Annotated in this window: 27 protein-coding genes; 15 read left to right on the top strand and 12 right to left on the bottom strand. The window is 67.7% G+C overall.

Annotation, left to right across the window (positions count from 1 at the left end):
* Position 1: 1 nt before the first annotated feature.
* Together glmS and glmU are read right to left on the bottom strand one after the other, a co-directional pair.
* A complete protein-coding gene (gene glmS / locus ASE89_RS04345; protein ID WP_056674382.1) occupies positions 2–1,825 on the bottom strand; it encodes a glutamine--fructose-6-phosphate transaminase (isomerizing) in 1,824 nt (607 codons plus the stop codon).
* A gap of 95 nt (positions 1,826–1,920) precedes the next feature.
* Positions 1,921–3,291: a bifunctional UDP-N-acetylglucosamine diphosphorylase/glucosamine-1-phosphate N-acetyltransferase GlmU gene (gene glmU, locus ASE89_RS04340; RefSeq protein WP_056674378.1), complete on the bottom strand. Its 1,371-nt coding sequence runs from the start codon at positions 3,289–3,291 to the stop codon at positions 1,921–1,923.
* Between the two features lie 62 nt (positions 3,292–3,353).
* Between glmU and ASE89_RS04335 the strand changes: the two genes are divergently transcribed.
* Together ASE89_RS04335 and ASE89_RS04330 are read left to right on the top strand one after the other, a co-directional pair.
* Positions 3,354–4,073, top strand: a complete 720-nt coding sequence (locus tag ASE89_RS04335) for an HAD hydrolase-like protein (protein ID WP_056674375.1) — start codon at positions 3,354–3,356, stop codon at positions 4,071–4,073.
* The gene (locus tag ASE89_RS04330; protein WP_056674372.1) at positions 4,070–4,453 is read left to right on the top strand and encodes a hypothetical protein; all 384 of its coding nucleotides are present in this window, start codon (positions 4,070–4,072) and stop codon (positions 4,451–4,453) included. Before ASE89_RS04335 ends, ASE89_RS04330 begins: the two co-directional genes overlap by 4 nt.
* 16 nt (positions 4,454–4,469) lie before the next feature.
* Here the strand turns inward: ASE89_RS04330 and ASE89_RS04325 are convergent, their stop codons facing one another.
* The 4 genes from ASE89_RS04325 to ASE89_RS04310 form a co-directional block, all read right to left on the bottom strand.
* Complete coding sequence (locus ASE89_RS04325) at positions 4,470–5,396, bottom strand: nucleotidyltransferase domain-containing protein (RefSeq protein WP_236701652.1); 927 nt, start codon at positions 5,394–5,396, stop codon at positions 4,470–4,472.
* 71 nt (positions 5,397–5,467) lie between these two features.
* On the bottom strand, positions 5,468–6,328 hold the full coding sequence (locus ASE89_RS04320) for an HprK-related kinase A (RefSeq protein ID WP_056674367.1): 861 nt from the start codon (positions 6,326–6,328) through the stop codon (positions 5,468–5,470).
* Complete coding sequence (locus ASE89_RS21110; RefSeq protein WP_056674364.1) at positions 6,325–6,612, bottom strand: HPr-rel-A system PqqD family peptide chaperone; 288 nt, start codon at positions 6,610–6,612, stop codon at positions 6,325–6,327. The genes ASE89_RS04320 and ASE89_RS21110 overlap by 4 nt, the downstream gene beginning before the upstream one ends.
* A gap of 4 nt (positions 6,613–6,616) precedes the next feature.
* Complete coding sequence (locus ASE89_RS04310; RefSeq protein ID WP_031441639.1) at positions 6,617–7,027, bottom strand: hypothetical protein; 411 nt, start codon at positions 7,025–7,027, stop codon at positions 6,617–6,619.
* A gap of 142 nt (positions 7,028–7,169) precedes the next feature.
* On the opposite strand from ASE89_RS04310, the gene ASE89_RS04305 reads away from it, so the two are divergent.
* The 9 genes from ASE89_RS04305 to ASE89_RS04265 all read left to right on the top strand — a co-directional run bounded on the left by ASE89_RS04305 (position 7,170) and on the right by ASE89_RS04265 (position 15,968).
* On the top strand, positions 7,170–8,402 hold the full coding sequence (locus ASE89_RS04305; RefSeq protein WP_056674361.1) for an ATP-binding protein: 1,233 nt from the start codon (positions 7,170–7,172) through the stop codon (positions 8,400–8,402).
* Between the two features lie 61 nt (positions 8,403–8,463).
* The gene (locus ASE89_RS04300) at positions 8,464–9,531 is read left to right on the top strand and encodes a substrate-binding domain-containing protein (RefSeq protein WP_236701613.1); all 1,068 of its coding nucleotides are present in this window, start codon (positions 8,464–8,466) and stop codon (positions 9,529–9,531) included.
* Positions 9,532–9,580: 49 nt separating this feature from the next.
* Entirely contained in the window at positions 9,581–10,957 is a 1,377-nt protein-coding gene (gene pstC / locus ASE89_RS04295) for a phosphate ABC transporter permease subunit PstC (protein ID WP_056674354.1), read from the top strand.
* A gap of 88 nt (positions 10,958–11,045) precedes the next feature.
* Positions 11,046–12,260, top strand: coding sequence for a phosphate ABC transporter permease PstA (pstA, locus tag ASE89_RS04290; protein ID WP_192003113.1), 1,215 nt, complete (start codon positions 11,046–11,048; stop codon positions 12,258–12,260).
* Positions 12,260–13,021 (top strand): phosphate ABC transporter ATP-binding protein PstB, encoded by a 762-nt coding sequence (gene pstB, locus ASE89_RS04285; protein WP_031395855.1) that lies wholly within the window; start codon positions 12,260–12,262, stop codon positions 13,019–13,021. The genes pstA and pstB overlap by 1 nt, the downstream gene beginning before the upstream one ends.
* A gap of 14 nt (positions 13,022–13,035) precedes the next feature.
* A complete protein-coding gene (gene phoU / locus ASE89_RS04280; protein WP_031395854.1) occupies positions 13,036–13,719 on the top strand; it encodes a phosphate signaling complex protein PhoU in 684 nt (227 codons plus the stop codon).
* A gap of 5 nt (positions 13,720–13,724) precedes the next feature.
* On the top strand, positions 13,725–14,417 hold the full coding sequence (gene phoB, locus ASE89_RS04275) for a phosphate regulon transcriptional regulator PhoB (protein ID WP_031395853.1): 693 nt from the start codon (positions 13,725–13,727) through the stop codon (positions 14,415–14,417).
* 156 nt (positions 14,418–14,573) lie between these two features.
* Positions 14,574–14,951 carry a hypothetical protein gene (locus ASE89_RS04270; protein WP_056674348.1) on the top strand — a complete coding sequence of 126 codons (378 nt, stop codon included), beginning with the start codon at positions 14,574–14,576 and terminating at the stop codon, positions 14,949–14,951.
* 102 nt (positions 14,952–15,053) lie between these two features.
* Entirely contained in the window at positions 15,054–15,968 is a 915-nt protein-coding gene (locus ASE89_RS04265) for an SDR family NAD(P)-dependent oxidoreductase (RefSeq protein WP_056674346.1), read from the top strand.
* Between the two features lie 17 nt (positions 15,969–15,985).
* On the opposite strand, the gene ASE89_RS04260 is transcribed toward ASE89_RS04265, so the two are convergent.
* Positions 15,986–16,330: a DUF2794 domain-containing protein gene (locus ASE89_RS04260; protein WP_031395850.1), complete on the bottom strand. Its 345-nt coding sequence runs from the start codon at positions 16,328–16,330 to the stop codon at positions 15,986–15,988.
* 9 nt (positions 16,331–16,339) lie between these two features.
* Entirely contained in the window at positions 16,340–17,071 is a 732-nt protein-coding gene (epsC, locus tag ASE89_RS04255) for a serine O-acetyltransferase EpsC (protein ID WP_037527486.1), read from the bottom strand.
* 151 nt (positions 17,072–17,222) lie between these two features.
* On the opposite strand from epsC, the gene ASE89_RS04250 reads away from it, so the two are divergent.
* The 3 genes from ASE89_RS04250 to ASE89_RS04240 all read left to right on the top strand — a co-directional run bounded on the left by ASE89_RS04250 (position 17,223) and on the right by ASE89_RS04240 (position 19,689).
* Positions 17,223–18,140: a LysR substrate-binding domain-containing protein gene (locus tag ASE89_RS04250; protein ID WP_031395848.1), complete on the top strand. Its 918-nt coding sequence runs from the start codon at positions 17,223–17,225 to the stop codon at positions 18,138–18,140.
* An 86-nt stretch (positions 18,141–18,226) separates the two neighbouring features.
* Complete coding sequence (locus ASE89_RS04245; RefSeq protein ID WP_031395847.1) at positions 18,227–18,874, top strand: fasciclin domain-containing protein; 648 nt, start codon at positions 18,227–18,229, stop codon at positions 18,872–18,874.
* 146 nt (positions 18,875–19,020) lie between these two features.
* Entirely contained in the window at positions 19,021–19,689 is a 669-nt protein-coding gene (locus ASE89_RS04240) for a fasciclin domain-containing protein (protein WP_056674343.1), read from the top strand.
* A gap of 6 nt (positions 19,690–19,695) precedes the next feature.
* Here ASE89_RS04240 and ASE89_RS04235 read toward each other — a convergent pair whose 3' ends face one another.
* From ASE89_RS04235 to pgsA, 3 genes are read right to left on the bottom strand one after another with little or no spacing between them, the layout of a single operon-like run.
* Positions 19,696–20,145, bottom strand: a complete 450-nt coding sequence (locus ASE89_RS04235; RefSeq protein WP_056674341.1) for a molybdenum cofactor biosynthesis protein MoaE — start codon at positions 20,143–20,145, stop codon at positions 19,696–19,698.
* The gene (gene moaD, locus ASE89_RS04230) at positions 20,142–20,399 is read right to left on the bottom strand and encodes a molybdopterin converting factor subunit 1 (protein WP_056674338.1); all 258 of its coding nucleotides are present in this window, start codon (positions 20,397–20,399) and stop codon (positions 20,142–20,144) included. The genes ASE89_RS04235 and moaD overlap by 4 nt, the downstream gene beginning before the upstream one ends.
* A 4-nt stretch (positions 20,400–20,403) precedes the next feature.
* A complete protein-coding gene (pgsA, locus tag ASE89_RS04225; RefSeq protein ID WP_031395843.1) occupies positions 20,404–20,955 on the bottom strand; it encodes a CDP-diacylglycerol--glycerol-3-phosphate 3-phosphatidyltransferase in 552 nt (183 codons plus the stop codon).
* Between the two features lie 223 nt (positions 20,956–21,178).
* Here pgsA and ASE89_RS04220 point away from each other — a divergent pair, with 223 nt between their 5' ends.
* Entirely contained in the window at positions 21,179–22,510 is a 1,332-nt protein-coding gene (locus tag ASE89_RS04220; RefSeq protein WP_052148897.1) for an MFS transporter, read from the top strand.
* Here ASE89_RS04220 and ASE89_RS20735 read toward each other — a convergent pair.
* On the bottom strand, positions 22,500–22,667 hold the full coding sequence (locus ASE89_RS20735; protein ID WP_168427553.1) for a hypothetical protein: 168 nt from the start codon (positions 22,665–22,667) through the stop codon (positions 22,500–22,502). The genes ASE89_RS04220 and ASE89_RS20735 overlap by 11 nt on opposite strands.
* Between the last annotated feature and the right edge of the window lie 69 nt (positions 22,668–22,736).

Here is a 22,736-nt window from a genome sequence, read left to right as displayed (position 1 = left end):
GTTATTCGACGGTGACCGACTTCGCCAGGTTGCGCGGCTGATCGACGTCGGTCCCCTTGAGCACCGCGACGTGATAGGCGAGCAGCTGGACCGGCACCGCATAGACCAGAGGCGCGATCAACGGGTGGACCTTGGGCATGGTGATCGTCGCCATGCAGCCCTCGCCCGCCGCCTGAATGCCGTCATAGTCGCTGATCAGCACGACCTTGCCGCCGCGCGCCATCACTTCCTGCATGTTGCTGACGGTCTTGTCGAACAACGGCCCCGAGGGCGCGATGACGATGACGGGGACATGCTCGTCGATCAGCGCGATCGGCCCGTGCTTCATCTCGCCCGCAGCATAGCCCTCCGCATGGATATAGCTGATTTCCTTCAGCTTCAGCGCCCCCTCGAGCGCGAGCGGGTAATCCGTCCCGCGCCCCAGATACAGCACGTCGCGCGCGCCCGCGACGGTGTGCGCCATCGCCTCGATCGCCTCGTCATACGCCAGCGCGCCGTTGAGCGCGGCTGGCGCCTCTGCGAGGTGACGGACGATCTCGCGCTCCTGCTCGCGGGTCAGCAGGCCCTTCGCGCGCGCCAGATTGGCTGCAAGCGCGGCAAGCACCGCAAGCTGGCAGGTGAACGCCTTGGTCGAGGCGACGCCGATCTCCGGGCCGGCATGCGTCGGCAGCAACAGATCCGCCTCGCGCGCCATGCTGCTGGTCGGCACGTTGACGACGACCGCGATCTTCTGCCCTTCGGCCTTGGCATGGCGCAGCGCGGCCAGCGTGTCCGCGGTCTCGCCCGACTGCGAGATGAACAGCGCGAGGCCACCCTCTTCCATCACCGGCGCGCGGTAGCGGAACTCGGACGCGACATCGAGGTCGACGGGGACGCGCGCAAACTGCTCGAACCAGTATTTGGCGACCATGCCCGCATAGAAGCTCGTCCCGCACGCGACGATCGTGACGCGCTTGATGGTCGACAGGTCGAATTCGGGGATCGGCAGCGAGACCTCGCCCTCCATCCGCTTCAGATACGAACGCAGCGTCTGCGCGACGACGATCGGCTGCTCGTAGATCTCCTTGAGCATGTAATGCTTGTGGTTGCCCTTCGAGATCACCTCGCCGGTGATCCCCGACAGCGTGATCGCGCGCTCGACGGGCGCGTTGTCACGGTCATAGACCTGCGCGCCGTCGCGCGTCAGCACGACCCAGTCGCCCTCGTCGAGATAGGCGATACGCTGAGTCAACGGCGCGAGCGCGAGCGCGTCCGACCCGAGGAACATCTCGCCATCGCCGTGGCCGACGACCAGCGGCGAGCCGAGCCGCGCGCCGATCAGCAGATCGGGATGCTGGCGAAACAGGATCGCTAACGCGAACGCGCCGTGCAGCCGCGGCAGGATTTCGCGCACCGCCGAGATCGGATCACTGCCGGCCTCGACCTTCTCGCTGATCAGATGCGCGACGACTTCGGTGTCGGTCTCGCTGGTGAAGGTCCGGCCACGCGCGATCAGTTCGTCGCGCAGCGGTTTGAAATTCTCGATGATGCCGTTGTGGACGACCGCGACCTCGCCGGTCGCGTGCGGATGCGCGTTGTTGGTGGTCGGTCCGCCATGCGTCGCCCAGCGCGTGTGCGCGATCCCGGTCTTGCCCGGCAGCGGATGCGCGGCGAGCTCGTTCGCCAGGTTGACCAGCTTGCCCGATGCGCGCCGGCGCTCGATCGCGCCGTCATGATCGGTCGCGATGCCGGCCGAATCATAGCCGCGATATTCGAGCCGCTTGAGACCGTCGAGCAACCGCTCGGCAACCGCGTCATTGCTCAGGATTCCCACGATGCCACACATGCTATCTATCCATTCGTCTTGTCGAGCGAGGCGTGCGACACGCTCCGCATGATCTGGTCAGGTCGGGAACCGCGTGCGATCGGCCGCGCGGGGTGTCACCGACGAGCGGCTTTGCGGGCCACCATCATTTCGCGGAACCGCGCCGCCCAGCCGGGCTTGTCGACCTGGGGCGGACGGACGAGCGCGAGTGCGTCGGCGTCGACGTCGCGCGTGAGCACCGACCCCGCCGCGACGATCGCGCCGCGGCCGACGGTCACGGGCGCGACCAGTGCTGAGTTCGAGCCGATGAACGCGTCCTCGCCGACGACGGTACGATATTTGAAATAGCCGTCGTAGTTGCAGGTGATCGTGCCCGCGCCGATGTTCGCGCGCGCGCCGATCTCGGCATCGCCGATATAGCTCAGATGATTGACCTTCGCGCCGACGCCAATCGTCGCCTTCTTTACTTCGACGAAATTGCCGACGCGTGATCCGGCACCGAGATCCGCACCGGGCCGCAGGCGCGCGAACGGGCCGACATCCGCCTTCTCGCCGATCTTCGCGCCCTCGACATGGCTGAAGGCATGGATGACGGCGCCATCCGCGACGCGAACGCCGGGGCCGAAGACGACGTTCGGCTCGATCGTCACGTCGCGTCCGAGCAGCGTGTCGTGCGCGAACCAGACCGTGTCGGGCGCGATCAGCGTCGCGCCGTCCGCCATTGCGGTGGCACGGCGCGTCGCCTGCCAGGCCGCCTCGACCGCGGCGAGTTCACCACGGCTGTTGACGCCCGCCACCTCGCCTTCGCCCGTCTCGATCACCGCCGAGGCCCGGCCGTCGGCGGCGGCGAGCATGACGATGTCGGGCAAATAATATTCGCCCGCCGCATTGTCGTTGCCGACGCGCGCGAGCAACGCGAACAGGTCGCGCGAATGGACCGCCATCAGCCCCGAATTGCACAATGTCTCGGCGCGTTCGGCGTCGGAGGCGTCCTTATATTCGACCATCCGGTCGATCCGCCCGGCGGCATCGGCGATGACGCGGCCATAGGCGCCGGGATCGGCGGGACGGAAGCCGAGCACGACCGCCGCGGGCGCATCGTCGCCGTGCAGCCGGTCGATCATCCGCTGCATCGTCGCGGCAGTGACGAGTGGCACGTCGCCATAGAGGATCAGCACATTGCCCTCGAACCCGGCCAGCGCGTCCCGCGCCTGCGCCACGGCATGGCCGGTGCCGAGCTGTTCGGCCTGAAGCGCCGTCGCGATCCCCAGCGGGGCGACCGCGCGCTCGACCTGCTCGCGCCCCGCACCCGTCACCACGACGGTGCGCGCCGGGTGCAGCGTCGCCGCGCTCGCGACCAGATGGTGCAGCATCGGCCGCCCCGCGATCGGGTGCAGCACCTTGTGCAGGTCGGACTTCATCCGGGTGCCCTTGCCGGCCGCCAGGATGATCACCGCGATGGACTGGTCGTGCTTATGCGTCGTCATGGAAGGACCGCTGCCACGAAAGCCTTGCCAATTCCATAGCCGCGCTGGCAGGCATCACGGCGATGACGCATTTTTCATTCGATATCGTCGGGTTCGACCTTGACGGCACCCTGCTCGACACAAGCGGCGACCTGACCGCGGCGGTCAATCATGCACTCGCGCTTGCGGACCGGCCGGCGCTGAGCGTCGAACAGGTCAAGCCGATGATCGGCGGCGGCGCGCGGCACATGCTGAAACAAGGGCTGACCGCGACCGGCGGCTATGACGAGGCGATGCTCGACCGGCTGCACGCCGCGCTGCTCGCCTATTACGAGGCGCATATCTGTGTGCTGACACGGCCCTATCCCGGGGTGATCGAGGCGCTCGACGCGCTGGCGGCGCGCGGCGTCACGATCGGGATCGTCACCAACAAGATCGAACGATTCGCGCGCACCGTGCTCGACGAACTCGGCCTGACCGACCGGTTCGCCTGCATCCTCGGCAGCGACACCATGGCGGAGGGCAAGCCGTCGCCGATGCCGATCCACGAAATGGTGCGCCAGTGCGCCGTGGTGGCGGACGCGAAGCGCGCCGGGGCGCAAGGTGACGCCCCCCGCGCGGCGTTCGTCGGCGATTCGATCTTCGATATCCAGGCGGGACAGGCGGCAGGGTTGCCGACGATCGCGTGCAGCTTCGGCTTTCTGATGCAGCCGGTCGACGAGCTTGGGGCAGAGGCGGTGATCGACGGATTCGATGCGCTGATCCCCGCGCTCGACGACCTCGCCCGGCGCACCGCGGCGTGAACGGCCGCGACCGCAACCTGACCGGGTTCTTCAAGATCGCGCTGGCGCTGGCGATCGTCTGCGCCGTGACGATGGCACTGCTCCCCAAGCCGCCGCATCTGCCGATCGACCAGTTCGGCGACAAGTTCCAGCACATGCTCGCCTTCGCGACGCTCGCCGCGCTGGCGTCGTTCGCCTATCCGGCGGCGCGCGGACGCAAGGTGCTCGAACGCCTGTCGTTCCTCGGCGCGATGGTCGAGGTGGCGCAGTCGATCCCGTCGCTGCACCGCGACTGCGACATTCGCGACTGGATCGCCGACACGATCGCGATCGCCGTCGTCGTCGCGATCATCGCGATGGTGCGGCGGACACGGCCGCCGCGGCTGCGCACGCTGCACTGATCCTCCGCGCGGGCGCTCAGGCCTTGCGCCACTTCGTCCACAGATGGCGCGCGAGCATCGCCGGCGGCATCCGCAGCGCGTGCGACCGGACGTAGAAGGCCAGCCGCGTGACCGGGCGGGTCGGCCGCCCCCAGCCGTCGCGCGCGGTCAGCCGCCGCACATAGAGGCGGTCGCTGCCCGCCAGCCGGCCCCCGGCGAACAGCCCATCGACGAGGCGCAGCGCGCGCGCGACGGGGAGGAGCAAGCCATGCCGCGCCGCCTCCTCTGCAAGCCCCTCGGTGCCGAACTCCTCGACCAGACAGCGAATGTCCCACAAATTGCGCAGGCCGCCCGCCAGGTCGCCGTCCGCGAATAGATGCGCCGCGGCATGGACGATCATGCCGTTGGGCGACAGCGTGCGCAGTCCGTTGCCGAGCGGCACGCTGTCCGCGATCAGCCGCGCGGGATCGGGCTTGACCCGCGCGGTAAGCGGCAGGATCGTGTGGTGGATGTCGATCATCCGGTCGCGCTCGCGGTGGATCAGCGGCGGCAGCTCGTGCATCCAGCGCCGGTAATAAGCGTCGTCATACGGGTCGGGCTTCACCCATTCCCACCCCGCGCCGAGCACCGCCGCCTCGACCCGGTCGAGCGCCGCCCGCGGCACGAGGATGTCGAGATCGCCGATCGACCGGCCCTGCCCTGCGAGCAGCCCCGCCGCGGCATAGGCCGTCCCCTTGAGGAGCACGAGCGGGCAGCCGAGCGGTGCGAGCGCGCGCCGCGCCATCTCCGCCTCCCACAGCGCCGCGCGGCGGCCCTGTTCCGCGGCGGCGTGTGCATCGCCGAGGATCGCCTCGACCGCGCGCGGCAGCGGCAGGCCGTCGAGACGCAGCGCCAGCGTCCCGATCAGCTGTTCGGCCCGGGCGATCGTCAGCAGGCTGGTCCAGCCTTCCGCGTCGAGCGCCATGACGCGTCCCGGATCGGCGAGCGCGCGGGCGAGCAGGCGTGCGTCCGCCGCCACGGTATGCGGGAGGTCTGTCACAGCGCCGCGCATAACGCCTCGACCTGCGCGACCCCGCTGGCGCCGTCGGGATAATCGATCGCAACCGCGGGGACATCCGCGATCAGGCGGGTCATCGCGGTGAACCCCGGCTCGCCGAGCGCGACATAATTGGTCGAGGCCTGCGTCATGCGCACGAACGCCTCGGCAGGCGGCACCGGCCGGACCGCCGCCGCATCGCCGTAGCGGGGAAACAGCAGCAAGGCGGGGGTCGCCGGCTGGTCCATCGCGGCGATCGCACGCGCATCAGGGACCATGTGGCGGATATCGCCCTTCGGAGTCGCCGCCATCAGCGGCCCCATCCGCGCGTCTGGCCAGGCGGCCTCGGCCGCCGGGATTGCCGCATTCTTCAGGCTGATCAACCGCGGAAAGGCGTGGAGCAGCCCTGTCGCGGGGTGGAGCAGCGCGAACTCGTCGCCCATGAACCGCCAGCCCCGCGCCGCAAGCAGCGTCGCCAGCGTCGATTTGCCCGCACCTGAGACCCCGGTCATCAGCACCGCCCGGCCATCGCGTTCGACCGCAGAGGCATGGAGCAACAGGTGGCGGCGTGCGCCGAGCGCCATCTGGAGGTTCATCGCCATTTCGGCGGCGAGCAGCCCGTGCCGCAGCGGAAGCGGCGCGGCCTCTGGCAGCATGTAATCGCCGCCGATCTCGACCGACGGGCGGAGCCACCGCCGCCAGGGTCGCCGCGCGAAGAGCCGGACGGTATAATCCGCCACCCCGTCCTGCGGCGCGGGATAGTCGCTATAGAGGCTGCGGAGCTGATCGATCGGCGCGCGCCAGTCCGATCCGATCCGGAACCCGATCGGACCGATCCGTAGCGCGAAGGCGTGTCTCACGACGCTGCGACAAGCCCGGCGGCGAGCAGCTCGTCGAGCCGCGCCGCCAGCGCCGAAGCTGTGGCGTCGGCGAGATCATAGTCCTCCGCCAGCCGGTCGAGCAGCGCGTCGAGCGACAGCCCGGCGTCGCCCAGGATCGCCAGGATCTGCGGCGCGGGTTCGGTCAGCAGGTGGGTCATGCCCGAGCGACGATGATAGACCGCGGTGAACGCGTCGAGCGGCGCGAGCACCAGCCCGCCCGGCGGGTCGGCGCGGTAGATCGGCCCCGGTGCGGCGTCGTCCACGGCCTCAGCCGCGCGGCATCTGCAACGAGGCGAAGCAGGTGAAGCCGCCCTGGCCGCGCTGCAACCGGCGGATATAGTTCACATAGGCGCGGCTGCGTTCGGAATCGGTGCCGGGCAGCTGGCCGCCGCTGTTGAGCACGCGCCGGACCTCCTCGCCCTTGAACGGCCGGCTGGCGCCCGCAAACGCGCCCTTGGTCCCCGATGGCACGATCTTGCCCTGCGCATCGATGAAGCTGCCCGCACGACCCGCATCGGGCACCGGAATGTCGCAATTGAGCACCGATCCCGCGGTCTGCGCCAGCGCTGGACGGATCGACACGACCGCAGCGGCACCGACCGCGCCGAGCGTCAGGACGCGGCGCCGCGACGGCGTCGTCTCGATCGGATCGGTGTCGGGGCGCGTGTCGTCGCTCATCGGGTCTCCGCTAGCATCATGCCCTTTCACAATCATGAACCTCGCGCAAGCAACCGGGCTTTGCAGGGGGCGATGGGGCCGGCGCTGTGCCGCTGCGGGACGGGCTGGCGCGCGGGGCAGCGAATGGCCTAGACACGCGCGCATGTTGACCGGATTTGGACTGCGCACCTTTTGGGCGATCATTGTGGCCGGCGGTGCCGCAATCGCGGTATTCGCGATCGGCACGTCGATCCAGGCGGGGCTGGTCGCGCTGGTCGGCGGGATCGCCGCCGCACTGGTCGCCGCCGGGACCGGGGACGAGCCGCCCGCCGCCGCCGATCCCGCGCCCGTCAATCCGGCGATCCTCGACGAGACGCTCGACCTGATCGTTGAGCCCGTGCTGCTGGTCCGCGACGGCCGCGTTGTGCTCGCCAATCGCGCCGCGCGTGCGCTGCTCGGCGAACACATCATCGGCGACGATGCGCGCGTGGCGATCCGCCACCCCGCCGCGGCCGAAGCGCTGTCGTCCCCCGCCGCGCTGGGCGAGACTCCGCCGATCGAGCTGGTCGGCCTTGGCACCCGCGACCAGCGCTGGGAAATGCGCGTCGGCGAATTGTCCGACGGCCAGCGCATCGTCCATCTGATTGACCAGACCGGCAATTATGCCGCCGAACGGATGCGCGTCGATTTCGTCGCCAATGCGAGCCACGAACTGCGCACGCCGCTCGCCTCGATCCTCGGCTTCATCGAGACGCTGAGCGAGGAAGCGGGCGAGGATCCGGCGATCCGCGCGCGCTTCCTCAAGGTGATGGACGACGAGGCCAAGCGGATGCTGCGGCTGATCGAGGATCTAATCTCGCTCAGCCGGATCGAGGCGGAGAAATACCGCGTCCCCGACACGCCGATCGACCTGGCGATTCTGGTCGGCGACGTGCGGGCCGAACTGGCCGACGGCGCGGGCAACCGCGGCCTTGATCTGTTCGCGACGATCGAGCCCGCCGTCCCCCCGGTGTCGGGCGACCGCGTCCAGCTGTCACAGATGCTGCACAATCTGGTCGGCAACGCGATGAAATATGGCCGTGCGGGGACGCCGGTGACGATCACCCTGGCGCGCGACGTGACCGGCATGGTCCGGCTGGCGGTGCGCGACGAGGGCGACGGCATCGCCGCGGTGCACATCCCGCGGCTGACCGAACGGTTCTACCGCGCCGATGCCGGGCGCAGCCGGTCGCTCGGCGGCACCGGACTGGGGCTGGCGATCGTCAAGCATATCGTCGAGCGGCATCGCGGGCGCCTCGATATCGCGAGCCAGGTCGGGGTCGGCACGACGGTCGCGGTGATCCTGCCGCCGGCCGGTGCCGGCCCCGCCAATTCGTCGCGTGTCATCAAACGGTAACGCGACTGTCACACAGGATCCGGTCTAGCCGCGCTATCGGGCAGGCATGACGGGAATTGACGTGCAGCGTTTCGGGGCGATTTCAGGACTGGCGGTCACGGCACTGGCGGGCGCAACGCTGGTCGGCGGATGCGTCGATCAGGCGAATGGCGGCGGCGCAGGCTCGCGCGATCAGATCACCGCGGTCGGATCGTCGACGGTCTACCCCTTCACGACGATGATCGCCGAACAGCTCGTCGCCAACGATCCCGATGCCAAGGCACCGGTGATCGAATCGACCGGCACCGGCGCGGGGATGAAGCTGTTCTGCGCCGGCATCGGCGCCGGCCATCCCGATATCGAGGATGCGTCGCGGCGGATGAAGGCGAGCGAGTATAAGGATTGCGCCGCCAACGGCGCCGGCCAAATCCTGGAAATCCAGGTCGGGATCGACGGCATCGCCTTTGCCGAGGCCAAGAACGGCCCGAAGATGCAGCTGACCCCGACCGACCTGTACAAGGCGCTCGCCGCCAGTCCCGGCGGCCGGCCCAACACCGCGCGCGTGTGGCGCGACGTGAACCCCGCGCTGCCGCCGGTGCCGATCCAAGTCTATGGCCCGCCCGCGACCAGCGGCACGCGCGACGCGCTCGCCGAGCTGATCCTGACCAAGGGCTGCGAGGCCAGCGACCCCAGCGCCAAGCCGCTCGCCAAGTCCGATCCCGATGCGCACAAGGCGCTCTGCACGCGCGTCCGCGAGGACGGGATGTATGTCGATGCGGGCGAGAACGACAATCTGATCGTCCAGAAGCTCCAGTCCAACCCCAATGCGATCGGCGTGTTCGGCTACAGCTATCTCGAAGAGAACAAGAACGACGTGAACGGCGTCGCGATTTCCGGCGTCGAGCCGACCTATGCAACGATCGCCGACAATCGCTATCCGGGGTCGCGCCCGCTCTACATCTATGTGAAGAAGGCGCATCTCAGCGCGATCCCGGGCCTGCGGACGTTCCTGAAGCTCTATGCCGCCAACTGGGGCGCGACCGGACCGCTGGTGAAGCGCGGCCTGATCGCCGCGCCACCCGCGGTCCAGGCCCGGTCGGCGGCGATCATCGCCAACGAGACGATCCTCGACCCGACGGTGCTGTCGTGATGCACTACTGGAACACGATCCCCGCCCCGAAACCGGCGGAGGCGGCCTGATGTCGGCACTCGCCCTCTTCTTCCTCGTTCTCGGGCTCGGCCTGATCGCATGGCTGAGCGCACGGATGCGCGCCGCGCGGTTCCGGGTCGGCAACACGGCGCGGTTCAGCTCGCTGCCCGCGCATCACGGCTGGTATGTCGCGCTGTGGACCGCGATCCCGCCGCTGCTGTTCTTGATCGGCTGGTCGATGGTCGCGCCCGCGCTCGTCACCGATACCGTGCTGGCCAGCCCAGCCGCGGTGCAGCTGCCCCCGCCCGGCTTCGACCGTGCCTCGATCCTGTCCGAGGCGCGCAGCCTGGCGGAGGGACGAAGCTTCGGCGCGTTCCACGAGCTCGCGCGCGTCCTGTCGCCGGTCTATGCCGCCGCGCAGTCGCGCTACGACTGGATCGCGACCGCGCTCGCGCTGTTGCTCACCTTTGCCGGCGGCGCGTTCGCGTTCCTGCGCGTGCGGCCGGGCTTCGGCGCGCGGACGCGGGTCGAGCGGATCATGATGATCCTGCTGCTCGGCGCGTCGCTGATCGCGATCCTGACCACGGTCGGCATCGTCGCCTCGCTGCTTTACGAATCCGCGCGCTTCTTCTCGGTCGTGCCGATCTCCGACTTCCTGTTCGGCACGCACTGGAGCCCGCAGGTCGTCGACGCGCGCGATCCGGGCGCGTCGCTCGGCGCGGTGCCGCTGTTCTGGGGGACGTTCTTCATTGGCGCGGTGATCGCGATGATCGTCGCGATCCCGTTCGGGCTGATGAGCGCGATCTATCTCACGCAATATGCCGCCCCGACCACGCGCAAGTGGATGAAGCCGATCCTAGAGGTGCTGGCGGGCGTGCCGACCGTCGTCTATGGCTATTTCGCCGCGCTGACGGTGGCGCCGGCGGTGCGCGATTTCGCGGTGTGGATCGGGATCAGCTGGGCCTCGTCGGAGAGCGCGCTCGCCGCCGGGCTCGTGATGGGGATCATGATCATCCCGTTCGTGTCGTCGATGGCCGATGATTCGATCGCCGCGGTCCCCTCGTCGATGCGCGACGGCAGTCTCGCGATGGGTGCGACCTCATCCGAGACGATCCGCCGCGTGCTGCTTCCCGCCGCACTGCCGGGCGTGGTCGGCGGCGTCCTCCTCGCGGTCAGCCGCGCGATCGGCGAGACGATGATCGTCGTGATGGCCGCCAGCGGTGTCGCGACGCTGACGCTCAACCCGTTTGCCAGCACGACGACGGTGACCAAGCAGATCGTTGATCTGCTGACCGGCGAGGCCGAATTCGACAGCGCCAAGACCCTCGCCGCCTTCGCGCTGGGGCTGACCCTGTTCGTCGTCACCCTGCTCCTCAACATCGTCGCGCTGACGGTCGTGAAACGGTACCGCGAAGCCTATGAATAGCGTCACCCCCTTCATCGGTACGCCAGACGCTACAGCCTCGGCGAAGCCCGCCACGGCGCGCGTGCCGACCGACTGGACCACCAAGGCGATGCAGAGCCGCATCCGCCGCCGCTATGCTGCCGAGCGCCGCTTCCGCCTCGCCGGGCTGGCCGCGGTCTGGCTCTCCGCGGGCTTCCTCGCCTTCCTGCTGTCCTCGATGCTGTGGCAGGGCGCGAGCGGGTTCGTCGAGACGCGCGTCGCGCTGCCGATCGATTTCGCCGCCGCCGCACTGCCGATCGAACCCGCGCGGCTGGCAAGCCGCGGCGCCGATCTTGCGCTCGCCAGCGCCGGTCTCGAGGGTGCGGTCGACAGCGCGGCGACGCGCGCGTTCGGCAAGGACGGCGAAGGCCTGTTGTCGGACGGCGCGTGGGTGACGGTACGCGATGCGCTCAAGGCGGATCCCGGTCTGCTTTCGCGCAAGACGGTGATCGCGGTGCCCGTCGCCAGCCCGGTCGACATGGCCGCCAAGGGTGACGGCCCGCCCGAGGCGGAGGCGGTCGTCGCCCGGCTCAAGGCGCGCGGCGTGCTGACGCGCGGGCTGAGCATGACGTTCCTCACCACCGCCGATTCGACCGACGCGACGCGCGTCGGCATCTGGGGGGCGTTCAAGGGCTCGCTGCTGACGATGATCGTCACGCTGCTGCTCGCCTTCCCGATCGGCGTGCTGTCCGCGCTCTATCTCGAGGAATATGCCCCGAAGAACCGCTGGACCGACCTGATCGAGGTGTCGATCAACAACCTTGCCGCGGTGCCCTCGATCATCTTCGGGCTGCTCGGGCTCGCGGTGTTCCTCGGCACCTTCGGCATGCCGCGATCGGCGCCGCTGGTCGGCGGGCTGACGCTCGCGCTGATGACGATGCCGGTGATCGTGATCGCCGGGCGCAACGCGATCAAGGCGGTGCCGCCCTCGATCCGCGACGCAGCGCTCGGGATCGGCGCGTCGCCGGTGCAGGTCGTGTTCCACCATGTCCTGCCGCTCGCGCTGCCCGGCATCCTGACCGGCACGATCATCGGCATGGCACGTGCGCTCGGCGAGACCGCGCCGCTGCTGATGATCGGCATGCGCGCGTTCATCGCCGCGCCGCCATCGGGACTGCGCGATCCCGCGACAGTACTGCCCGTCCAGATCTTCCTATGGTCCGACCAGGTCAGCCGCGGCTTCATCGAGAAGACCTCGGCCGCGATCATCGTCCTGCTCGTCTTCCTGCTCGCGATGAACGGCGTCGCGATCTACCTCCGCAACAAATTCGAGACCCGCTGGTGATGACCAACCACAAGATGACCGCGCGCGACGTCAGCGTCTATTACGGGCAGAAGCGCGCGATCGACAATGTGTCGATCGACGTCGACATGGACAATGTCACCGCGTTCATTGGCCCGTCGGGCTGCGGCAAGTCGACCTTCCTGCGCACGCTCAACCGCATGAACGACACCGTCGCCAGCGCGCGGGTCGAGGGGAAGATCGAGCTCGACGGGCACGACATCTATTCGCCCGACATGGACGTGGTCCAGCTGCGCGCCCGCGTCGGCATGGTGTTCCAGAAGCCGAACCCCTTCCCCAAGTCGATCTACGAGAACGTCGCCTACGGCCCGCGCATCCACGGGCTTGCCGGCGCCAAGAGCGACCTCGACCAGATCGTCGAGAAGTCGCTGCGCCGCGCCGGCCTCTGGGACGAGGTGAAGGATCGCCTGACCGACAGCGGTACCGCGTTGTCGGGTGGGCAGCAGCAGCGGCTGTGCATCGCGCGCGCGATCGCGGTCGATCCCGAGGTGATCCTGATGGACGAGCCGTGCAGCGCGCTCGACCCGATCGCGACTGCCAAGATCGAGGAGCTGATCCACGAGCTGCGCGGCCGGTACGCGATTGTGATCGTCACGCACAACATGCAGCAGGCGGCCCGCGTCAGCCAGCGCACCGCATTCTTCCACCTCGGCACGCTGGTCGAATATGGCGACACCTCCGCCATCTTCACCAACCCGCGCGAGGAACGCACCAAGGATTACATCACCGGCCGCTACGGCTGATGGGGACGGGACCGATGAACACGCATACCGTAAAGGTCTTCGACGACGAGATCGGCCGCCTGCGCGGCCTCATCTCGCAGATGGGTGGCCTCGCCGAGGACGCGATCGCCAATGCGATGAAGGCGCTCCAGCGCAACGACGTCGCGCTCGCACGCGAGGTCCGCGCGGCGGACAAGCAGATCGACGCAATCGAGGCGGAGGTCGAGCGGCTGGCGGTGCAGATCATCGCACTGCGCGCGCCAATGGCGATCGACCTGCGCGAGGTCGTCGCCGCGCTGAAGATCGCGGGCGTGGTCGAGCGGATCGGCGATTATGCCAAGAACATCGCCAAGCGCGTGCCGATGATCGAAAGCGAGCACCGGATCGATCCGATCTCGATCCTGCCCGCCATGGGCCGGATGGCGAGCGAGATGGTGCATGACGTGCTCGACGCCTTTGCCGCGCGTGATTTCGAGGCGGCGATGCTCGTCGTCGAAAGCGACGCCGCGCTCGACGATTTCTACGACAGCATCTTTCGCACGCTGGTGACCTACATGGTCGAAAATCCCAAAACGATCAGCCAGGTCGCGCACCTGCTGTTCGTCGCGAAGAATCTCGAACGGATCGGCGACCACGCGACCAACGTCGCCGAGATGGTCTATTTTGCCGCGACCGGCACCCAGATGGCCGACCGCGATCGCGGCGGCATACAGGAGTAATCGACATGGCCCGTGCAAGGATGCTGCTGGTCGAGGACGACGCGGCGCTCGCCGAACTGCTGGTCTGGCATTTCAAGCGCGAGGATTTCGAGATCGCGCACACCCCCGATGGCGAAGAGGCGCTGCTGCTCGCGCGTGAGAAGGTGCCCGATATCGTCCTGCTCGACTGGATGGTCGAAGGCCTGTCGGGGATCGAGGTGTGTCGCCGCCTGCGTCGCGCGCCCGAGACGCAGAACGTGCCGATCATCATGCTGACCGCGCGTGGGGAAGAGGAAGACCGTGTCCGCGGGCTCGAGACCGGTGCCGATGATTACGTCACCAAGCCCTTCTCGCCGCGCGAGCTGGTCGCGCGCGTCGGCGCGGTGCTGCGCCGCGTCCGCCCCGCGCTTGCCGGCGAAGCGCTGAGCTATGCCGACATCGAGATGGACACCGTCGGCCACAAGGTCCGCCGCTCGGGCGAGGTCGTCGCGCTCGGGCCGACCGAGTTCCGGCTGCTCAAGCATTTCCTCGAACATCCCGGCTGGGTGTTTTCGCGCGAACGGCTGCTCGATGCGGTGTGGGGGCATGATTCGGACATCGAATCACGCACCGTCGACGTACATATCCGGCGGCTGCGGAAAGCGATCAACACCGGCGAACGCCCCGACATCATCCGCACGGTGCGCTCGGCTGGCTATTCGCTTGATACTGGCGGGTGAATTTCGAAGTGCTGCAAGCGCTCGCCGACCGCTTCAATAGTGCAGCATTAAGACCAGCCGGTTGGAATCGGATGCGAAACGAAGGACCCAAGCGCGCTTTAGTGCGTTCAACCGTGGCGCTAACGAATTTGCGCTCCAAGTATTCAGGAGATTCGCATGAAGTCCATTCTTCTCGCCGCTGCAGCGTTGCTCGCCTCGCCCGTGCTCGCCCAGACCGCGCCGCAGACGATGCCGCCAGCAGACCCGGCCGCACAGACCGCGCCCGCTGATCCGGCAATGGCACCGCCAGCCGCCGATCCGGCAGCCCCCGCCGATCCGGCGATGGCACCGCCAGCAGCAGATCCGGCAGCCCCGGCCGATCCGGCAATGGCACCGCCGCCGCCTGCAGCACCGATGGCGCCGATGGCAGCACCCGGTGGTGCGAACATCGTCTTCGGTCAGCCGACGGTGACGCCGCCGACCCCGGCGCCTGCCGAGTATCCAACCTGCTCGCGCACCGTCAAGGATGGCTGCAAGAACCGCGGCGGTAAGTAAGCGATCCGCAGTGGTGCGGGCCGTGGCTAACGCCGCGGCTTGCGCCGACTGCTTTACGTTCTAGGAAAGGCGCTCCACGATAAGAGAGGGGCGCCTTTTTCCATGTCCGACAGCTTTGGATCCTTCGGTTTTGCTGGCCGCGTTGCGATCGTCACCGGCGCAGGCGGCGGGCTCGGCCGCGAATATGCGCTCGAGCTGGCCCGGCGCGGCGCGAAGGTTGTCGTCAATGATCTGGGCGCCTCGCGCGACGGTACGGGACAGTCTGACGCAGCGCTGAAGGTCGTCGAGGAGATCGAGGCCGCGGGCGGCGAGGCAATCGCCAATGGGGGTAGCGTCACCGACTATGACCAGATGGTCGAGATGGTGGCGCGTGCGTCCGAAAAATGGGGCGGCGTCCATATCCTCATCAACAATGCCGGCGTGCTGCGCGACAAGAGCTTCGCGAAGATGGCGCCCGCCGATTTCAACTTCGTCGTCGACGTCCATCTGAACGGCTCGGCCAACGCGACCAAGGCGGTCTGGGACGGGATGCGCGCGCAGAATTATGGCCGCATCCTGATGACCGCGTCGTCGACCGGGCTGTACGGCAATTTCGGCCAGGCCAATTACGGCGCCGCCAAGCTCGGCCTCGCCGGCCTGACCAAGACGCTCGCGATCGAAGGGGCGAAGAACAACATCCGCGTCAACACGATCGCGCCGACCGCAGGCACGCGGATGACGCAGGACATCTTTCCCGAAGAGGCGTTCAAGGCCTTCTCCCCCGACAAGGTCGCGCCGGGCGCGGTCTTCTTGGTGTCGGAGGATGCCCCGACCAACATGATCCTCGGCGCCGGCGCTGGCGTGTTCCAGGCCGCCTATGTCACGCTGACGCCGGGCGCGTTGCTGTCGGGCGAGGACCTGTCGGTCGAAGGGGTGGCGGCGCACTGGGCGGCGATTACCGACCGCAACGGCGAGATCGTCCCGCAATCGGGCGCGGACCAGGCGATGACTATATTAACGAAGCTCCAGCGCGGCTGACCGCCGCGCCGGCGGGTTCAGCTTTCGACAAGCTTCATCAGCCGTCTCTCGACCGGGGCCAGGATCGGGCCGAGGTCATGGCCCCGCTTGATCACCGCCCCGCCTTCGCCGACCAGGGCCCACATGCCCTGACGGTTGCGAAGCGCGGGGCGTTTTTCGATCCGGAATTCGGGGCGCTCGGCCGCGCGGCGGAAACAGGCGAACACCGCCGCCTCGCGGCCGAGATCGATCGCATAGTCCCGCCAATGTCCCGCCGCGACCATGCGTCCGTAGAGGTCGAGGATCCGCATCAGTTCGAGCCGATCGAAGCCGATCTGGGTGGGGGCGGTATTGCGGGTCGGAAAGGGCGTGACGTTGTTCATCAGGACGGATCAGGCCCGATCGCGCAGATCCTGTTCGACCGGGCCGCGACGGAGCCCGTCGCGATCGGTCGACAGGTCCTGATCGGCGAGCAGCGAGTCCAGACGCTTGCGCATCATCTCCAGCTCACAGCGCATGATCTCCATCTTCTGCGTCGCCGGGTCGAAAGCCTCGGTGCACGGCGTGCCATAGGGCACGAAGCGCGGGGCCTCCGGTGCGGCGCCGCCCTCTACCGTCGTCGCGCGCGCCGGGATGCCGACGACGGTCGTGCCCTCGGGGACGTCGCGCGTCACGACCGCATTCGCACCGACTCGCGAGCGGCGGCCGAGCGTGATCGGCCCGAGCACCTGCGCGCCCGATCCGATGATCGCACCGTCCGAGATAGTCGGGTGACGCTTGCCCGCAACGCCATTGTCGGGGCTCGTCCCGCCCAGCGTCACGCATTGGTAGATCGTCACGTCGTCGCCGATCAGCGAAGTCTCGCCGATCACGACAAAGCCGTGGTCGATGAAGAAGTTGCGACCGATCGTCGCGCCGGGATGGATGTCGATCGCGGTCAGGAAGCGCGACAGATGATTGACGCACCGCGCGAGGAAGAAATTCTGACCGCTATACAGCCGGTGTGCGATGCGGTGCATCCCCAGCGCCCAGACGCCGGGGTAGAGCATGATCTCCGCGCGAGAATGCGGCGCCGGGTCACGCGCCCGGATCGAGTCGAGATAAGCCCCTAGCCGGCTGAACATGCGTATTCCCCTTGGCGGTCCGCTCATTTAGGCGTTCACAGGGGCGATTTCCAGCGGGCGGGGGCAACGCCGCGGCGGACGCCCCGCGCTGACGGCCTCATTATCGACCCGGCATGGACAAAAGGGGGTGTACGATCGATATGGGCGATCAATGGCTGCAACCTATCTCCCCACGCTCAAGCAACTGCAATATCTCGTCGCGCTGAAGGACCATGGCCATTTCGGTCGTGCTGCCGAGGCCTGTTTCGTGACCCAGTCGACGCTGTCGGCAGGCCTGCGCGAGCTCGAGACGCTGATCGGCGTGGTACTCGTCGAGCGCACGCGCCGCGTCGTCCGCTTCACCCCGCTGGGGGATCGGATCGCGGACAAGGCGCGCCGCGTGCTGCGCGAGGCGGAGGAACTTGGCGATATGGCGCGCGCTGCCGGCCGGCCGCTGTCGGGCGACATGCGGATGAGCGTGATCCCGACGATCGCGCCGTTCATGCTCCCGCGCATCCTGCCGCGGCTGCGACGCGACTACCCGGACCTCAAGCTGTTCCTGCGCGAGGAGCCGAGCGGCGCGGCGTGCGAGGGGCTGCACAACGGCCGCACCGACTGTGTGCTGCTCGCCCTGCCCTATGCCTGCGGCGAAGTCGCGTTCGAGCCCCTGTTCGACGACCGGCTGTTCGTCGCCTTCCCGACCGAGGATGTGCCCGCGGACCGGACCTCGATCCCCGCCTCCGCCATTCCCGCCTCGGCGATCGACGAGACCCGGCTGTTGCTGCTCGAGGACGGGCATTGCCTGAAGGATCATGCGCTCGCCGCGTGCAACCGGCCGGAGATCCGTGCCGAGGCGACGATGATGGGCACGTCGCTGCACACGATCGTGCAGATGGTCGACAATGGCCTGGGCATCACGATGCTGCCTGAGATGGCGCTGAACGCCGGGATCCTCGAAAATACCGGGATCACCGCGCTGCCGCTCGATGCCGAGAACGCGTTTCGCCGGATCGCGCTGGTATGGCGCAAGGCCTCGCCGCGCGAGAAGGATTTCCAGTTGCTCGCCAAGGCGCTTGCCGAGGCCCGCTGACCGGCTGCGCTGGCCTGCACTGCAACAAATTCCGGGCTCAACCGTAGTTGCGGTTCGCAAGCGCCCGTTTGAGGAGATAGATTTCGATGTCGAACATGCGCCCCCTGTATATTGGGCTGGGCACCACGGGTCTTGTCGCGCTCGCGCTCGCCGCGTGCAGCAGCGGTAACAGCGACCTCGGCACGCCGACCGCGCCGCCCCCCGCCAACCCTGCACTGTCGACGCCCAACGGGCCGATCGCCGTCGCCAACCCGACCGTCGGCGGCGTGCCGATGATCGCGACGCGGACGATCGTCGACAATGCCTCCGCCGCACCCAATCTCGCAACGCTGGTCACCGCGCTGAAGGCTGCGGACCTGACCGCGACGCTGTCCGGGACCGGGCCGTTCACCGTTTTCGCACCGACCGACGCCGCGTTCGGCCGGCTCGCGCCCGGCATGGTCCAGACGTTGCTCAAGCCGGAGAACAAGGCGTCGCTGGCGAAAGTGCTGACCTATCACGTCGTGCCCGGCGACATCACCGCTGCCGACCTGAAGGCGCGTGTCGCGGCGGGTGGCGGCACTGCCGCACTGACGACGGTCGAAGGTGATGCAATCACGGTGACCCTCGTCGGAGATATCATTGCACTCACCGACGTCAACGGTAACAAAAGTTATATCGAGACCGCTGATGTGCGTCAGTCGAACGGCATTGTTCATGTCGTCAACGGGGTAATCGTACCCCGCTTGTCTTGAGTGAGGCGTGGTAGCTCGCCAACACTTCGTCGCGTCAACGGCGCATTTGGTCCTGTTGGCGCGACCGTAACTTGGCAAACCGCCGCGTGACTCCATACGTTCTATCGCAGAATTTATTTCACGATTGTTTCATCCAGGAGAAATCCATGATCACCAAGACCCCTCTCGTCCTTGCCGCAACGCTTTTCGCGGCTGCACCGGCGATCGCGCAGACTGCGCCGAGCGGCACGACGCCCGCACAGACCGCGCCAACGGGCACGGCGCCCGCACAGACCCCGATGCAGACCCCTGCACAGGCCGGTACCGCCGCGCCGATGACCGGCGCACCTGCGGCACCCGCCGCAGCACAGCCTGCCGCGACCGCGACGATCGCGGCGGCACTGCCGACGCTCCCAAATCGCGCGACGCTCGCCAAGCTGGTGACTGCGGCCGGCCTCGGCACGACGCTTGCGGGCCCCGGCCCCTTTACCGTTTTCGCACCGAGCGATGAGGCGTTCACGCGGCTTCCCGCCGGCGCACTCGACACGCTGATGAAGCCGGAGGCGAAGCCCACGCTGGCGACGATCCTGAAGTATCACGTCGTCGCAGGCGCCGTGACGTCGGATCAGCTGAAGGCGCAGATCACGTCGGGTGGCGGCAAGGCCGTCCTCACGACGCTGGCCGGCCAGCCGCTGACGGCATCGGTGGGTCCGAACGGCAATATCGAACTGACGGACGTTGCCGGCAGCAAGGCCTATGTCGACACGGCAGATGTTAAGGCGACCAACGGTGTCGTCCATCTCACCAATGGCATGAGCGTTCCCAAGATCGGCTAACGCCGTCTAGGAGGTCCAGCGCGCGGCGGCGTCCTTGTCGGCGTCGCGCGCTTCGACCCAGCTGGCCTGTGTGCCGCGGGTCTCGCGTTTCCAGAACGGCGCATCGGTCTTCAACCTATCGATAAGATAGGCACAGGCCTCGAGCGACGCAGCGCGGTGTGCGGACGCCGCCGCCACGAAGACGATCCGTTCGCCCGGATGCATCGGCCCGACCCGGTGGACGATCGTCACCGCACTTAGCCCCCAGCGCTCGACGGCACCCGTCGCCACCTTGGTGAGCGCAGCCTCGGTCGCACCGGGATAATGTTCCAGTTCAAGCGTCTCGACACCGTCATCCGCCCGCACGAGGCCGGTGAAGGTCGCCACCGCGCCCGCGCCGCGTTCGCCGGCGGTTTCGGCCCGCGTGATCTCTGTCAACAGGTCGATCGGCGCCGTCTGGACGATGATCCGGATCATCCGCCCGTCACCGGGGGGAAGAGTGCGATCTCGCGCGCGCCGGCGATCGGGGTATCGATCGGCACGAATGCCTGATCGAGGGCGGCGCGCAGGCGGGCGGGATCGGCAAAGGCGGCGGCATGGCCCGGGCTGGACAGCGCCAGCCAGTCGACCATTTCGGCGATCGTGGTCACCGATGCGGGCGGATCGACACGTTCCTCGCCCGTCCCGATCCGTTCGCGGACCCACGCAAAATACACCATCGTCACCGTCATGCGCTCAATCCATATGCTTCAGGCCGACGCGCAGATAATCCCAGCCCGTCACCAGCGTCAGGACCGCAGCCCCCCAGAGCGCGGCGAGCCCGACGCCATGCACCCACGGCATATCGGGCAGCGCGCCAGCGAGGATCAGTCCGCCCAGCGCGACCAGCTGCAACGTCGTCTTCCATTTCGCGAGCTGCGAGACGGGCACGGACACCTGCACCTGCGCCAGGAATTCGCGCAAGCCCGACACTGCGATCTCGCGGAGTAAGATGACGAGCGCGGCGATCACATGGACGCCCGCAATATCGCGCGTTCCGACCAGGATTAGGATGACCGCGGCAACCATGATCTTGTCCGCGATCGGATCGAGGAAGATCCCGAGGCGTGAGACCGCACCGTTCGACCGCGCGAGATAGCCGTCGAAATAATCGGTGATGCCCATCAGGCAGTAGAGCGCGAAGGCGATGCCGTAGCCGGCCGCCCAGCCGGGCCACCACAGAAAGCCGACGAGAAGGGGTACCGCGACAATGCGCGACAGCGTCAGAAGGTTGGGCAGGGTCCACACCCCGCCTTCCCTACTCCGGTCATGCCCTTGGCGAAACCGGGTTTTACCGATCGGTGCCGACTAATGTGCGGCCAGGCCGAACGCCGGGCCGCGTCGCGGGGCCTCGTCCGGATCCCGTACGCGGACACCCGGCCGACGCGGGCGGCGCTAAACCATTGGCCTACCGCCCCCGCTGGGCTAAGGCCGCGGCAGTCTTATTGCCACGATCAGGGCCTTTTCTCGCATGCGCAACGCACTCGGGTTGCTGAAGCAACGACGCTTCCTGCCCCTGTTCACGACACAGTTTCTGGGCGCCTTCAACGACAATCTGTTCAAGACGTCGATGGTGTTGTTCGCGACCTATGCGATCTTCAACGATCCGCGGATGGAGGCGAATTTCAACGCACTCGCCACCGGAATTGCGATCATCCCCTTCTTCCTACTCTCGGCACTCGCCGGGCAGCTTGCGGACAGCCATGACAAGGCGCGGATCATCCGGCTCGTGAAGAGCGCGGAGATCGGCATCATGGCGCTGGGCGCGGCGGGGCTGATGGTGGCGCGCAGCGGCCATTCGACGATCGGCCTCGGCCTGATGCTCGGGGCGGTGCTCTGCCTGGGGGTGCATTCGACGTTCTTCGGGCCGATCAAATACGCGATCCTGCCGCAGCATCTGCCGCCATGCGACGTGCTCGGCGGCACCGGGCTGGTCGAGGCCGGTACCTATCTGGCAATCCTGATGGGGACGATCACCGCCGGGTTCATGACCGATCATATCGAGCGCGCGGCGATCGCGGTGCTGGCTATCGCGGTGATCGGCTGGTTCGCGGGTCGCCAGGTGCCGCCGGCACCGCGCGAGGGCCCGCCGCTGGTGCTCAACTACAACCCGTTCACCGCGTCGTGGCGGCTGATCAGCGCGACGATGCATATCCCGCGGCTGTTCCTGGCGATCTGCGCGATCAGCTTCTTCTGGACGATCGGCGCGGTGCTGATCGTGATCTTCCCGCCCTTGGTCAAGAACGTGCTGACCGCGGACGAGCGGGTCGCGAGCTTCGTGATCGCGGTGTTCTCGATCGGCGTCGCGATCGGTTCGGTGGTGATCAACACGATGCTCAAAGGCCGGATCTCGGCGCGCTACGCACCCGCCTCGGTGATCGCGATGGGCGTATTCGTCCTTATCTTCTCGGTCCTGGTACGCACCTGGACGCCGGCGGCGCCCGGCCATTTCTACGACTGGGCCGGGTTCCTCGCACAGCCGCGCGCCTGGCCGGTGCTCGGCACGCTGATGATGATCGCGATCACCGGCGGCATGTTCGTGGTCCCGCTCTACGCGTTCCTCACCACGACCGTCGAAAAGGATCAGACCGCGCGGACGGTGGCCGCGAACAACGTCGTCAATTCGGGCGCGATGACGATCGGGTCGATCGCGGTCATCGGCATCACGATGGCGGGCGTCACACCCGAGGACCTGCTGTTCCTGGTCGCCGGCATGTGCCTGGTATCCGCCTGGATCGCCCAGAAACTGCACCGCGCCTGTGACGACGATGCAGAAACCTGCCTGCCCGTGATCAGAAAATGAAGCTGTAGAAACAGGTGAAGAAGGCCGCGAAGCTCAACACGAACAGCTTGACGTCCTGATCGTCGCGCCCGCCCGGCGCTGCGATCACGGGCGGGGGCAGCGTCCGTCGAAACGGGTGGCGCGCGGCTTCGTTGGTCAGGACTAGGCGTCGGGTCATGGCGACCGGTTAACGCGGTGTTTACCTTTTCGACCAGCGACAAAATCGTCCCGTTTTAACCCGTCCGCG

The sequence above is a fragment of the Sphingomonas sp. Leaf30 genome (assembly GCF_001422525.1).
In the GTDB taxonomy this organism is placed as follows: Bacteria; Pseudomonadota; Alphaproteobacteria; order Sphingomonadales; family Sphingomonadaceae; genus Sphingomonas; species Sphingomonas aerolata.
This window is presented reverse-complemented; position numbering and strand designations above follow the sequence as displayed.

Excerpts from the sequence above, each read along its gene's own strand:
- ASE89_RS04335 (WP_056674375.1), top strand. The coding sequence starts at position 3,354 with ATGACGCATTTTTCATTCGATATCGTCGGGTTCGACCTTGACGGCACC.
- phoB (WP_031395853.1), top strand. The coding sequence starts at position 13,725 with ATGGCCCGTGCAAGGATGCTGCTGGTCGAGGACGACGCGGCGCTCGCC.
- pstB (WP_031395855.1), top strand. The coding sequence starts at position 12,260 with ATGACCAACCACAAGATGACCGCGCGCGACGTCAGCGTCTATTACGGG.
- glmS (WP_056674382.1), bottom strand. The coding sequence starts at position 1,825 with ATGTGTGGCATCGTGGGAATCCTGAGCAATGACGCGGTTGCCGAGCGG.
- phoU (WP_031395854.1), top strand. The coding sequence starts at position 13,036 with ATGAACACGCATACCGTAAAGGTCTTCGACGACGAGATCGGCCGCCTG.
- ASE89_RS04260 (WP_031395850.1), bottom strand. The coding sequence starts at position 16,330 with ATGAACAACGTCACGCCCTTTCCGACCCGCAATACCGCCCCCACCCAG.
- ASE89_RS04235 (WP_056674341.1), bottom strand. The coding sequence starts at position 20,145 with ATGATCCGGATCATCGTCCAGACGGCGCCGATCGACCTGTTGACAGAG.
- ASE89_RS04310 (WP_031441639.1), bottom strand. The coding sequence starts at position 7,027 with ATGAGCGACGACACGCGCCCCGACACCGATCCGATCGAGACGACGCCG.
- ASE89_RS04325 (WP_236701652.1), bottom strand. The coding sequence starts at position 5,396 with ATGGCGCTCGACGCGGAAGGCTGGACCAGCCTGCTGACGATCGCCCGG.
- ASE89_RS20735 (WP_168427553.1), bottom strand. The coding sequence starts at position 22,667 with ATGACCCGACGCCTAGTCCTGACCAACGAAGCCGCGCGCCACCCGTTT.
- glmU (WP_056674378.1), bottom strand. The coding sequence starts at position 3,291 with ATGACGACGCATAAGCACGACCAGTCCATCGCGGTGATCATCCTGGCG.
- ASE89_RS04220 (WP_052148897.1), top strand. The coding sequence starts at position 21,179 with ATGCGCAACGCACTCGGGTTGCTGAAGCAACGACGCTTCCTGCCCCTG.
- pstA (WP_192003113.1), top strand. The coding sequence starts at position 11,046 with ATGCAGAGCCGCATCCGCCGCCGCTATGCTGCCGAGCGCCGCTTCCGC.
- ASE89_RS04250 (WP_031395848.1), top strand. The coding sequence starts at position 17,223 with ATGGCTGCAACCTATCTCCCCACGCTCAAGCAACTGCAATATCTCGTC.
- ASE89_RS04270 (WP_056674348.1), top strand. The coding sequence starts at position 14,574 with ATGAAGTCCATTCTTCTCGCCGCTGCAGCGTTGCTCGCCTCGCCCGTG.
- pstC (WP_056674354.1), top strand. The coding sequence starts at position 9,581 with ATGTCGGCACTCGCCCTCTTCTTCCTCGTTCTCGGGCTCGGCCTGATC.
- epsC (WP_037527486.1), bottom strand. The coding sequence starts at position 17,071 with ATGTTCAGCCGGCTAGGGGCTTATCTCGACTCGATCCGGGCGCGTGAC.
- ASE89_RS04245 (WP_031395847.1), top strand. The coding sequence starts at position 18,227 with ATGTCGAACATGCGCCCCCTGTATATTGGGCTGGGCACCACGGGTCTT.
- moaD (WP_056674338.1), bottom strand. The coding sequence starts at position 20,399 with ATGACGGTGACGATGGTGTATTTTGCGTGGGTCCGCGAACGGATCGGG.
- ASE89_RS04265 (WP_056674346.1), top strand. The coding sequence starts at position 15,054 with ATGTCCGACAGCTTTGGATCCTTCGGTTTTGCTGGCCGCGTTGCGATC.
- ASE89_RS04240 (WP_056674343.1), top strand. The coding sequence starts at position 19,021 with ATGATCACCAAGACCCCTCTCGTCCTTGCCGCAACGCTTTTCGCGGCT.
- ASE89_RS04305 (WP_056674361.1), top strand. The coding sequence starts at position 7,170 with ATGTTGACCGGATTTGGACTGCGCACCTTTTGGGCGATCATTGTGGCC.